The 12,292-nt window shown below is 47.6% G+C and carries 12 protein-coding genes; 8 read left to right on the forward strand and 4 right to left on the reverse strand.

The annotated features are described in order from the left end of the window. The 7 genes from ACSHX2_RS07635 (at position 1) to ACSHX2_RS07665 (ending at position 8,211) form a co-directional block, all read left to right on the forward strand. Positions 1 to 1,221 carry a hypothetical protein gene (locus ACSHX2_RS07635; protein WP_435692158.1) on the forward strand — a complete coding sequence of 407 codons (1,221 nt, stop codon included), beginning with the start codon at positions 1 to 3 and terminating at the stop codon, positions 1,219 to 1,221. A gap of 60 nt (positions 1,222 to 1,281) precedes the next feature. After that, positions 1,282 to 1,581 (forward strand): hypothetical protein, encoded by a 300-nt coding sequence (locus ACSHX2_RS07640; protein ID WP_435692160.1) that lies wholly within the window; start codon positions 1,282 to 1,284, stop codon positions 1,579 to 1,581. 20 nt (positions 1,582 to 1,601) lie between these two features. Then, entirely contained in the window at positions 1,602 to 2,594 is a 993-nt protein-coding gene (locus ACSHX2_RS07645) for an AAA family ATPase (RefSeq protein ID WP_435692162.1), read from the forward strand. A gap of 14 nt (positions 2,595 to 2,608) precedes the next feature. Beyond that, positions 2,609 to 3,493, forward strand: a complete 885-nt coding sequence (locus ACSHX2_RS07650; RefSeq protein WP_435692164.1) for a DUF58 domain-containing protein — start codon at positions 2,609 to 2,611, stop codon at positions 3,491 to 3,493. Beyond that, positions 3,490 to 5,271: a VWA domain-containing protein gene (locus ACSHX2_RS07655; RefSeq protein ID WP_435692166.1), complete on the forward strand. Its 1,782-nt coding sequence runs from the start codon at positions 3,490 to 3,492 to the stop codon at positions 5,269 to 5,271. Before ACSHX2_RS07650 ends, ACSHX2_RS07655 begins: the two co-directional genes overlap by 4 nt. 65 nt (positions 5,272 to 5,336) lie before the next feature. Beyond that, entirely contained in the window at positions 5,337 to 7,793 is a 2,457-nt protein-coding gene (locus ACSHX2_RS07660; RefSeq protein WP_435692168.1) for a VWA domain-containing protein, read from the forward strand. A gap of 40 nt (positions 7,794 to 7,833) precedes the next feature. Next, on the forward strand, positions 7,834 to 8,211 hold the full coding sequence (locus tag ACSHX2_RS07665; protein WP_435692170.1) for a hypothetical protein: 378 nt from the start codon (positions 7,834 to 7,836) through the stop codon (positions 8,209 to 8,211). A gap of 4 nt (positions 8,212 to 8,215) precedes the next feature. On the opposite strand, the gene ACSHX2_RS07670 is transcribed toward ACSHX2_RS07665, so the two are convergent. The 4 genes from ACSHX2_RS07670 to ACSHX2_RS07685 all read right to left on the reverse strand — a co-directional run bounded on the left by ACSHX2_RS07670 (position 8,216) and on the right by ACSHX2_RS07685 (position 11,603). Then, on the reverse strand, positions 8,216 to 9,385 hold the full coding sequence (locus ACSHX2_RS07670; RefSeq protein ID WP_435692172.1) for a S16 family serine protease: 1,170 nt from the start codon (positions 9,383 to 9,385) through the stop codon (positions 8,216 to 8,218). 80 nt (positions 9,386 to 9,465) lie between these two features. Continuing rightward, complete coding sequence (locus ACSHX2_RS07675) at positions 9,466 to 9,852, reverse strand: hypothetical protein (RefSeq protein WP_435692174.1); 387 nt, start codon at positions 9,850 to 9,852, stop codon at positions 9,466 to 9,468. Positions 9,853 to 10,002: 150 nt separating this feature from the next. Continuing rightward, entirely contained in the window at positions 10,003 to 10,722 is a 720-nt protein-coding gene (locus tag ACSHX2_RS07680) for an alpha/beta hydrolase (protein ID WP_435692176.1), read from the reverse strand. Further along, positions 10,719 to 11,603, reverse strand: a complete 885-nt coding sequence (locus tag ACSHX2_RS07685) for an NAD(P)-dependent oxidoreductase (RefSeq protein ID WP_435692178.1) — start codon at positions 11,601 to 11,603, stop codon at positions 10,719 to 10,721. Before ACSHX2_RS07685 ends, ACSHX2_RS07680 begins: the two co-directional genes overlap by 4 nt. An 85-nt stretch (positions 11,604 to 11,688) precedes the next feature. Between ACSHX2_RS07685 and ACSHX2_RS07690 the strand changes: the two genes are divergently transcribed. Beyond that, positions 11,689 to 12,252: a DNA-3-methyladenine glycosylase I gene (locus ACSHX2_RS07690; protein ID WP_435692180.1), complete on the forward strand. Its 564-nt coding sequence runs from the start codon at positions 11,689 to 11,691 to the stop codon at positions 12,250 to 12,252. Positions 12,253 to 12,292 lie beyond the last annotated feature (40 nt).

The raw sequence follows: 12,292 nt of genomic DNA on the forward strand, positions 1-12,292 counted from the left end.
ATGGAATTAGAGTCATTTCTCAGCCGCGTCGCCAAGCGGCTCAATCTAAACACTACCATCAAGGCGTCTATCTACGGCGCTCTGGCCTTTGCCCTTGTCGGCATTCTTCTGGCACTCGTATACGTGCTACGTGGCTATGCTGTGCCTTGGTATGTTTTCGCTATTTCCATCACAGTGGCCTTCCTTACCTCTATCATCCTTACAGCCCGTTCTTGGCATGACAAACGTAAGGCTGCCGACTTTGCTGACCGCCATTTTAATCTTAAAAATGGTATTATCACTTCACTCCACCTCGCAGAGCAAGAGGACAACCAGCTCAACCCACTCCAACAGCAATGGACGGCCCAACAAGTAAGTACCTGCAATGCCTCCACTATACCGCTCACGTACTCCAAAAAACTCGCTGTCTGTGCCTTCCTGCTGACCACTGTCACAGCCTCTATGGCCCTGATTCCGACTTCATCTCACATCATTGAGCAACAAATCGAAACCGCTGAAACAAAGCAGCGCACTCAGCATGCTATCGATGAACTCAAAAAAGTCGTTGAGGAAATGGAGAAAGACCTCAGCGAAGAGGAAGCCAAAGAGATCGACATGGATGCCATAAAACAAAAAGTCGATTCCCTCGAGGCCACTGGCGACCGTAAAGAAGCCGTCCGGCAGTTTGCCAGACTAGAGCAAAAAGCACGCGAGATGTCTAAATCCCTCGAGCAAAAGCGCGACCAAGAAACACTCAAAAAAGCCATTGAGCAGCTCAAAAAATCACCATCTAGAGAAGCCAAAGAGATTGCTAAAAAATTAGAAGATAAGGACTTCAAAGAAGCAGCGAAGCAGCTCAAGGCTCTTCAACCTAAGAAAACGAATCCAAAAGAGTCAAAAGAAAAACAACTCGCTGAAGCACGGAAACAGATAGAAAAACTCCGCTCCGTCTCGAAACAACTCGCCTCAGCTTCCAAGTCAAGTCAGCAGGGTAATGGCGGCTCAGGCTCAGCCGGAGCTGCCGGTCTCGCCGCTGATATGGAAGCGCTAGACCAAGAGGTAAAGTCACTAGAAAACGCACTCAATCAAGCCGAGTTAGAGTTCCAGAGAAATCCAAACCTCGACCTACAGAAGCTCAACCAGAAACTTCCCAACTGTGAGAACGGTCTCAACCAAGTGGCTAATAAATGGATGAAAATGCAGGCGAAGTTGAGTGCTAAAAAGCGACTTGATGGCCTCTGACAGAGTCTCTCTCAATGTCAGAAGTTTTCTGACAAACAATCCAACAGCCTCGCACTCAAAATGTCTAACGGCCTCAAAGCTGGCACGGGAAGTTCCGATGCTCGCAGAGATTCCATCGATGAACTAGCGAACGATGGCAACTTAGAACAACTCAGCGGCCAAAAAGGTAGCGGACCATCGCTCTCAAAAATTGAAGAAGCTGAGAGTGGCTCAGGCGTATCGAGTAACCGAACCACACGCACTGCCCGCGAATTTGATCGCCAAATGGAATCCTTCATCGAACGCGATGATGTCCCAGAAGAACTCAAAATAGGCGTCCGCGAATACTTTAAAACTATTCACGAAGTCGAATCTAAATAAACAACCCAAGCTCTATTCCCATGAACGAAGAAATCACCCACTTTAAAGAAACCTTTAAGAAAGTTCAAAATGAAGTCTCCCGCTTCATCGTTGGTCAAAATGATATTATTGAAGACGTCATGATCAGTATCTGCTGTGGTGGTCATGTCTTGTTAGAAGGTGTTCCTGGTGTCGGCAAAACATCGCTCGTGACCGCCCTTTCCAAAGCGCTCTCAGTAGATTCTAAACGTATCCAGTTCACACCAGATCTTCTACCTAGTGATGTCGTAGGTACTCAAGTACTCATCGACAAAGGTGACCGTAGAGTGCTCGAGTTCCAACCCGGTCCCATCTTCTGTAACCTTCTACTCGCAGATGAGATCAACCGTGCCACCCCAAAAACGCAGTCTGCATTGTTAGAAACGATGCAGGAGAAAACAGCAACAGTTGCGAATGTGACCCATAAGCTTCCTCAGCCATTTTTCGTAATGGCCACACAAAACCCAATTGAGAATGATGGTACCTATCCCCTTCCCGAAGCTCAGCTCGATCGCTTCTTCTTTAAATTAGAAGTCGGACTTCCGAGCCACGATGACTTCGTTGAAATTTTGAACCGCACTGGTGGCAAGTCGATTCCAGAAGTGAAAGCTGTCGCATCAGGTGAGGACGTCCTCCAAATGGGTAGCACTCTACGCGAAGTTCCAGTCGCTCCAGAAGTACAGTCTTACCTCGTTCAGATCGTACGTGCGACCCACCCAGAAGATCCAGAATCTCCTAAAAGCATTAAGCAATTTGTGCGCAATGGAGCCTCACCACGCGCCGGCCAGGCCATGCTCTCTGCCGCTAAAGCAAAAGCTTTGCTCGATGGCAGATACCATGTCTCCGAAGAGGACGTCAAAGCTGTCGCACTACCAGCTCTGCGTCACCGGATGATCCTCTCTTTTGAAGGCGAGGCTGAAGGCATCAAAACTGATCAACTCATCACAGAGATCCTCACTTCCATTACACCTAAGCAGCACGCAAGCTTAGTCTAACACACGCGACACTGATGGCTGACCCCAACCAACTATCGCTGACTGATACCAAATTTATCAGTCAGTTAGATGCTCTCTATCTACTCGCTCAGCGAATACTCAAGGGCAACCTCCAAGCTGACCGTCGTACTGAACGAAAAGGCAGTGGAATCGACTTTGCTGATTACTCAGAGTACCAGCACGGTGACGATTACCGCGCCATTGATTGGAAAGTATACGCACGTAATGAGCAACTTCTAGTAAAGCTATTCGAAGTAGAAGAAGACACCACAGTCTATATTTTGTTAGACACCAGTCCGTCTATGCAGTCCAAATTGGATGGGGCTAAAAAGCTAGCGGCCAGCCTTGGCTACATCGCTCTCAACAGCCTTGACCGGCTAGCAAGCTATTCCCTTTCAGATAAGTTAGAACACATCATGCCTCCATCTCGCGGAAGAGGAAAGACACTCCCTTTCCTACGCTCTCTGGAGTCCTTAGAAGTCAGTGGATCTGACACCCGCTTCAGCCAATGCTGTAAATCATTACAAGCACGCCACCGTAAACGTGGCATCGTCATAGTCATTTCTGACTTCCTCTTCCCTAATGGATACAACGATGGTCTACGCACCTTACAAAGCGCTGGCCACGACATCTACTGCCTGCAAATCCATGACCCAGCCGACCTCAAATGCGACTGGTTAGGCGATGCTAACCTCTACTGCAGCGAAACAGGAGACCACCAAAAAGTCACTATCACTGAGGCTGAAGCTGCCGCTTATACCAAAGCGATGAAAAACTGGAACGATTCCCTCAAAACATACTGCAAGCGCAAGGGTATCGGCCTTACCACAGTTACCTCCGAAGATGCTTTTGATGATGTCATCCAAGGGCTCTTACGCAGAGGAGGGCTCGTAAAATGAATTTACTCAACCCAGCATATCTCTGGACGCTGCTAGCTCTGATCCCCCTTGGTCTAGTCTATTTGATGAAGACCAAGCCTAGGAAGCGCGTTACTAATGCTCTATTTCTTTGGAAAAAAGTTCTTGAAGACAAGTCTTCTCATTTTGCCATCAAGAAGCTCCGAAACCTCTGGTCTCTACTGCTGATGTTGCTCCTGTTCCTTCTCGCGGCACTCTCACTCACCAATCCTTTTTTTGGCGAGAAGCAACACAAGCAGGACTATATCATCGTTCTTGATAGTTCTGTTTCCATGCGTGCTCTAGAAAATGGAGAATCGCGCTTCGATCTCGCTAAAGAAAAAATCCATTCTTGGCTCAAATCTATCGACGGAGGCAACCGCATTGCTCTGGCGACCGTGGATCAAAACATCCATTACCAGTGTAGCTTAACCTCAAACACGCATGAGCTTAAACAAGCGCTCTCCGAGCTCAGCCCATCTGAACTCCCTCTCTCGCCCTCTGCATTTTCAGAACTTTCCATGCTCACACAGCAGGGAGAAAATAAGAATCATTGCCAAATCCTTTTCCTAACAGACATGGCACATGATACCGAGGCTCTCCCTTCAGGAATCAATGCCATACCTGTGAGTGACTCACTCCAACCGAATTATGGCATTATCGCTGCAGACATAGCCCCTCTTCCAAATAATCGCTCAAAACTCTTTTTTACTGTCCAGTCGACCTCTGAGGAACAACAAGAACTCGAGATAGAATTAAGCCACCATGACACTGGGCGCATAGCCAAACTTGTCACTATCACACTCAAACCGCGCGCACATACTACTGAAGTCATCGAGCTCGAAGGCTTAGAAGAAGGTCTGTGGTCACTCACATTGCTCGGAGAAGATGCTTTCCTAGAAGATAACAGGGTGATGCTTGGGTATAACCAACCCGAAGCCATCGGAGTGGCGATCGATGTTCAGAAACCGTATTTCTATTCACGCTGTATTCAGGCATTTGAAGCCGCGGATAATTTACTCGAAATAACCTCTGCAGATGAGGCTAAACTCTTAATTACTGAAGGGGTAGTGCCAGCATCCAATGCACTTGTGTTCGCACCCAGTGGTGAGAGTCCGTCATGGGATATCACAGCGAGAGAACTAGAACAGATCATCCCCACAGCAGTCATTAAGAACCACCCAAGTATTCAGCACCTTAATATCGATAACATCAGCTTCTCAGGAGCTATCGAACTCACAGCCCCACCATCAGCTATTGTCATTCTTGAAGATATCTCAGGCACACCACTCCTTTATGAGCATAAACATGATGGAAAAAGTACTCTTGTGGCAAATTTCCAACCAGAGCACGACAATTTCTATCTCTCACCTTGGTTCCCAATCCTCGTGCACAATGCTGCGACCTACCTTGCCGGTCGCGATAGCCACCTCCCCGCTCTGACTCAGTCTGGATCTACTGTATCTATTCCCAGCTTAAGCGACACCATCGAACAGCAATATGTATCAATAGGATCAGAGAAGGCAATCTCACAGTCAGTCCCCCTCAAACATCAGCTCAAACAACTAGGCGGCTACACATACTCCAGTGATAATGGTTCTTGGCACACTGGAGCAGCTATTCTTTCAGCAGAAGAATCAAGTATCCCAGAAACCTCACTTACAGAACTCACATCCAACCAACCCGCTTCCGGGTGGCCACTCGCATGGTGGTTATTGCTTGCGGCAGCCATCGTTGGCCTCCTCGAAGAAGCACTCTATCAACGCCGAAAAGTTGGATAACACATCTCATTACGATGACCTTTGGTAATCTCATTTCCCTATTATTTTTACTCATGCTCGTGCCCATGCTTTGGGTATGGAAGCGCTCATTGGTTGACCAGTTGCCTATCAAAAAGGCAGCTAGCCTCTTGCTTCGCTGCCTAGGAGTGGTGTGCCTAATTCTGGCTCTATGTAGACCATTTTTAAAGCAAGACACCGAGGATGCTCATTTTGTCTATCTGGTAGATATTTCGCAATCGATAGATCCCACTTCACTCGACGAAGCCCATCAATGGATCAGTGATAGTATCAAACAACAAAGATCAAACGATAGCTCAGACATCTTCCTCTTTGCCTCTTCCATACAGTCTGCATCTCTCGAATCACTCAAGCTGGTTGCAGACCAAGCTGCACAAGGAACAGCTGAGAGTGACCTACGAAATTCAACTCCTATCGCAAAAGCTCTGCGTTCCATGCGTACTAGCTTTCCATCTGATAAAGCGAAAAAGCTCATCATTCTAAGCGATGCTAAAAACACCGAGGAAGCCAGCGATGAAAGTATAGAAATGCTAAAGCAGGAAGGCATCGAGATTGTATACCACTCTTTAGAATCGCTCAAAAAACCTGAAGCTAGTGTACTCTCACTCACTCCATCGACGCATTTTGCATACCAAGGAGAAATCCTGCGACTCAACGCAAACATCCTCTCTAACACTGACCAACAGGTCGAAGCACGCCTACTCCACCGTGGAATCGTAGTCGCTCGTTCCATGATACAGCTCAGTAAGGATGTCAGTGAAACTGTCAGCTTTGATACCGAAATGCACACTTCTGGAATCAACGAATGGGCGGTCGAGATCGAACCAAAATCAGACTATTTCCAATCAAATAACAAGGCCTCCACAACTATTAAGGTAAAAGGTCATCCACGATTTTTGGTGATTCACCAAGATGAAAAACAAATGCGCCCATTCGCTAGAGCTATGCAGAAACAAGGAATCGCGCTCGAGGTACGAGGCGAATTTGGTATACCAAAAAGCTTCAATGAACTGCTCGCTTACGACGGTATTATCCTAGCAAATATCTCGGCAACATCATTGGACCAGCAACAAATGAATGACATCAGCCGTTATGTCACTGACTTCGGTGGCGGAATCTTAATGTTAGGTTCGGACAACTCGTTTGGTCTTGGCGGTTATTTTAAAACTCCTATTGAAGATGTCTTACCTCTCACCTCGCGCTACGAAAAAGAGAAACAAAAGCCGAGCCTTGCGATGGTGCTTGTCATCGACAAGAGCGGGTCAATGAGTGGCACTCCTATTGCAATGGCACGAGCGTCAGCACTCGCAGCAGCCGAGTTACTCAGCCCAAATGACCAAATTGCGGTACTCGGGTTCGATGGTGCTCCCCAACTCATCTGTCCACTCACCTCAGCCTCTGACCAAGTTTCTATTCAGAGCGCCATCAGCTCGCTTGAAGCCTCTGGTGGCACCAACCTCTACCCAGCAATGGTCGAAGGTAGAAACATCCTCGACGAAGCCACGGCTAAAATTAAGCACATGATCATCCTTTCAGATGGCCAAACTCAAGAAGCAGATTTCACTACTCTCACTCAAGAGATGGCTAACGACCAGATGACAGTATCCACAGTCGCGCTTGGCAGTGGTGCAGCAAAAGACCTCATGCAGCGCATCGCCAGCGAGGGCATGGGGCGCTATTATGAAACCAATGATCCAGCGAAAATGCCTCAGATTTTCACCAAAGAGACCATGAAGGCATCACGATCATCCATCAAAGAAGATCTCTTCGGAACACTGGTGATCGGGGACCACCCTTTACTCAATGGCTATGAGGATTCGGAACTGCCTTTCGTCTTAGGCTACGTAATGACACGTCCAAAACCTACAGCTCAAGTTCTGTTAGCAGCCGAATCAGGAGACCCTCTACTCGCCATTTCTCGATATGGACTAGGTATGGGAGCAGCCTACACCTCTGACCTCACTGAGCTCTGGGGCAGTGAATGGTTAACTTCTGCCAATGGCATCCCTTTTTGGGCTCAAGCACTTCGCAGTATAGCGCGCAAAGAAGAATCAGCGGGTCTTAGTGCCAGCATTCATCAAAAAAACGAAAGCTTAGAAATCCATGTTAGACGTAGTGACTCCACAGGACAAAGCATAGAAAATGTTCCTTGGAACCTGAAAGCCAGCGACCAGTCTGGAAAAGACATCGATTTCCAACTCACTCAAACAGGACTAGGCAGCTATAAAGGAACCATCCAGACCAACGGTAAAGAACGTATCAACCTTCGCCTCCACGACGAACTCGCTGACCTAACAAAGTCGCTCACTTGGCAGCGTTCCTATCCAGCTGAATACCAACTCTCGAATACCCAAGATCCAGCGCTCGCTCTACTCCCAACTCCGAGTATCGAGGAGTTATACAGCAACATTCCCAGCGCGTCAGTCTATCAAAACATCTCTTGGGTCTTTGTCTTAGCCGGCTTCACCTCTTGCATTGGAGGACTCGTCCTGCGCAGACTCTAACACATATTATCCCCTCATAAATTACCAGCCACCTAAACAAATGAAAACCACCCTACTTATCGCACTCAGCACTCTCAGCTTACCATTAACCGCCCTTGCTGATGACGCACCTAAAGCAGTCACTACTCAGTTCGAAACCTTACTGAAAGCGACACAGAATAACGATCTCGAAAAATTTGAATCAGTCTGTGATGCAGCCATGCAAGACGCCATGACTCCTGAAATTCTAGCTCAAGTATCAAAGCAAGTCGCCGAGCCTATGAAAGCTGGTTACGACGCAGACTTCATGGGAGATATCGATAAGGTTTCCCACAAGACATACTATTGGAAAGTAGAATTCGATAATGACAAATCGCCTGAGCTGCTCGCTGAAATGACTGTGGCAAATGGCAAAGTCGCAGGATTTTTCCTCCGCTAGGCTGCTAGTCCATCATCAGCTCCTCACGGACCTCTGGATTTCCGATGAGTACCTCGCGCTCTGCGTGTACCGCATTAACCTTCACCTCAAACTCAGAAGCATTCTGTTGCGACCAAGTTCGCTTGAGTCGCACAGATTTAACGTACTCCGCAAGGTCAATGTAGCTATCGCAATAGTCTTGAACGCGACCATCAACGATTTTCCTCAAGTCTCGCATGTCACTGATGTAACCAGCAAGAACATCATTCTCTCCACCTCGCTCCAGAAATGACCGGTTTTTGATCATTTTTGAAAACTCACTGGATGCTGTATCTACAGCGGAAATAGAACCATTCAGAGACAAAGACTTAGCCCCTTTTTTATAGCTATGGCGTAAGAGTAATTTCGCTGAAATGTGATTAGGTAGCACCTTAATAATCCCTCTTAGCTTCTCTATCACTTTGGGATTATAGATGAACTTTTCGTTGCGCTTCAGAGCTCCTTGTACAGCGGTGAAGTCCGCTATCGCTTGCTGTGTTTCAGCACTTTGTTCTCCAGCAAGAGCGTATGCTTGGTCAAAGCTTTCAATCGAAAAAATTTGAATAGCTGTGAGGTAAGGTATTCCTTCGAGGACATAAGCATCGGTAATCGCTTCGGCGTTTTGCTCTGGAATAGCCACCAGCTTACAGCGTTTGGCTGCTCCTCGCACTTTTGCTCGCACTCCTCCAACTGGGCGCACTTCACCGGTGGCATTCATGTCCCCAGTCACAGCGAAGTCATCGTTGAGTTCCTTCCCGGTAATAATGGAATCAAGTAATAATGCAGTGGCCACGGCTGCCGATGGCCCATCTTTGGGCGAATACTTATCAGCAAAAGCCAGCTCCACCCGGTAGCCTTCCGGTAAATCGTCGTGACGCACATTCATGAATTTCACCACCTCCTTCGTAGCCTTATCCATCATCTCTCCGACTTCTTGGTTAAATGTTAACTCAAGGCTCTCGATGCTGTCTTTACTAATGGCAGTCGCATTCATCTGAGAAGCTGTCCCAGCAAACTTCCCGTTCCCCAAATCCATCACCAACAAGCCTTTGATCTCAGCCTGCTTGCGGCCAATTTCCCCAGCGGCACTATATGTGTTAGAAAATAATGCTACACACGCTCCTAACAGACACGACCACACGAAACTCTTCTTCATCAAGAGACTTAGTGCCAAATATCCTAGGCAATGGCAAATAGGAAAAGCGGATGCTTTAGCCTGGCATCCGCTTAGGTAGACTACCAACCACTGCGGTAACTCACACTGATTCCACTTCTACTATTACTATAAGTACTCTTGCGAGAACTGTGATTATAAGTAGTGCGATAGCTTGGTGTATGGGTTCTACAGCTGCTATATGATCGTGGAGCTGGGCGGTAGTGGCTACTCTTGCATGAGTGTTTCACTGGCTGACTATAGTGTGCGTACACTGGACGTCCGTGACAATCGTAGCCCTTCACCACACGCTTGGTGTAGATAGCGCAGCCACAATTCGTACGGCCACTTGCATAAGTTTGACTATGTTGATTGTGACCGTGGTCACGTGCTTCTACTTGCTGAGGCGTGAATGCGAACATTGCAGCAGCAGCAGCTAATACTGGAGTGATTTTTTTTAACGTTTTCATAAGCGATATAATTTTGTCTTCGCTTACTTCGACCCCATCTCATTCAAATCTATTCAAAGAAACTGCTCTTTTTTTCAGGTAGGGCTCGATCGCCAAGCGAGCAGTGCTGAATAATACGGCATCTTCGGTGAAGCCGCCCTACCAAATCACCTACCCTTTCACATGCGTTTTCAGCCACCCATCAATTTCATCTGCGAGTTGATCATAATGCTCTGCAAAAACATGATAAGCCCCTTCGATCACCACATGTTTCTTTTTACCTCTGAGTGTTAGAAATAGATCCTCACTATCCTTTGGCAACACCAAGTCATCGGCATCCCCGTGGAGAATCAGCCACGGAGCACGAATGTCTCTCGCTGCAATAAGGGTGTTATCGATCAGGTGCATAGATTCGGCGTACTGGCTTGATAATGGGCAATTCTCATCTTCCCACATGAAGCCTTCATCAGGCGTCACATCGCCAAACTCTGCTTCATAAAATGCTTTGGTGCGCACCATTCCAGCTAGCGAGACTAGCACATTGATACGGTCATCCTTAGCGGTAGCTAGCGCCCCCACAGCTCCGCCCATCGAGTGGCCTACATAGACAATTTGTTTTGGACCTTTGACTTGATCTAACACCGAATGCAAATCGTCCACCTCTTTCAGAATCGTAGCATCTTCGAAACGTCCACCAGAATCACCATTACCAGCGAAAGAAATCCGCATAGTGGGCCACCCTTTCGCAGCGAGACGCTCGGCAACTCCTACACTAAGTGGTCTATCTTTATTAGCAGTCACGCCATGTCCAAATATCACTAACACATCATCGCGATCTGCATCATGCAAAGTGTAATCAATCGCTTCTCCCTGACGGTTTCTAACAATCATGCTCCGCGTCCTTTAAAAGTGAGTTCTGCGATCCCAGACTTATCTAAGTCACCAAGTCCTAGCTCGATCATTTTCTTGTACTGCGCTTCAGTCGCTTCAGAAAGTGGCACGGAAATACCAGCAGACTTTGCGAGATCATTGGCAATTCCACTATCTTTCGCCGCGTGTTCAGCGGAGAAATAACATTCGTGATCACGAATCATCATGTCTTCTGCATCGGTCTCTAACACGCGTGAATTTGCTCCTGTTTGAGAGAAAATTTCGCGCAGCATTTCGAGGTCTAATCCAAGCGCCTCACCCAGCCCTAGGCCTTCCGCGAGCGCCGCTGTGTTGATATTCATCACCATGTTTACCAGAGCCTTCACCTTCGCCGCGGCCCCCGTTGGACCCACATAGCGTAATGCCGTCGACATACATTCGAGTAATTCCTTATGCTCCTCAAATACCACCTCCTCGCCACCAATCATCAGATAGAGCGTTCCATTGCGTGCCTGGGTAATGCTCGAAGCCATCGCCGCTTCTAGAGATTTAGCACCCACAGCCTGAGCCGCCTGCGCTGCATCCTGGTGTACTTCGGGGCTCAGAGTCGCGCAGTTAATAAAAGTCACTCCCTCGGCATCAGCTAACAGTGTGTCGCCTTGAATTTTAAAAATGTCACGCATCGCCTCATCATCAGTCACCACAGTAATCACCACATCAGATGCCGCAGTGACTGTCGGAAGGTTTGTCGCACATTGTGCGCCGAGCTCCTTCGCTACTTCTTCAGCTACTTGCTGCTGCACATCGTAAATGGCAGAAATAGTGTACCCTTCATCTTTCAAGTGACGCGCCATATTCGCGCCCATTCTCCCAGCTCCAACGATACCAATTCTCTGTTTCATAGCGTGACTAAAGCACAGCCACTCACAATGTAAAGTGTCCTAGAATCCTCTTCCCACTCCACTCATTGCACGGCACATTAGCACTATGAAAACTCGCTGCCAATGGTGCTCTGATGACCCTATCTACATCGACTACCACGATACTGAGTGGGGAGTCCCGCTACACGACAACCTCCGACTCTTTGAAATGCTCATACTTGAAGGCGCCCAAGCAGGACTTTCATGGATCACCGTGCTTAAAAAACGTCCAGCCTACCGCGAGCTCTTCCATAACTTCGCTGTCGAAAAGGTCGCAGCCATGACCGATAATGAGCTCGAAAAAATCCTCCTCAACCCCGCCATCATCCGCAATCGTCTCAAAGTTTATTCTGCTCGTCGTAATGCCATTGCAGCTCTCAAAATCATTGAGGAATATGGATCACTCAATGCGTATTTTTGGAGCTGGGTAGACCATAAACCCATCATCAATCATTGGAAAAACCTCTCTGAAATTCCCTCCACGAACGAGCTCTCTGATCGCATTAGCAAAGACCTCAAGAAGCGTGGCTTAAACTTCGTAGGCTCTACCATCATCTACGCCTACTTACAATCCACCGGCATAGTCGATGACCATACGGTAGATTGTTTCGTGAGAACTGAGAAAGATTAGAAGGTGCCGATGATCTTGGCCTTAAGCCAAGAACTCTCTC

It is taken from the genome of Rubritalea sp. (assembly GCF_051252225.1).
Taxonomy (GTDB): Bacteria; Verrucomicrobiota; Verrucomicrobiia; order Verrucomicrobiales; family Akkermansiaceae; genus Rubritalea.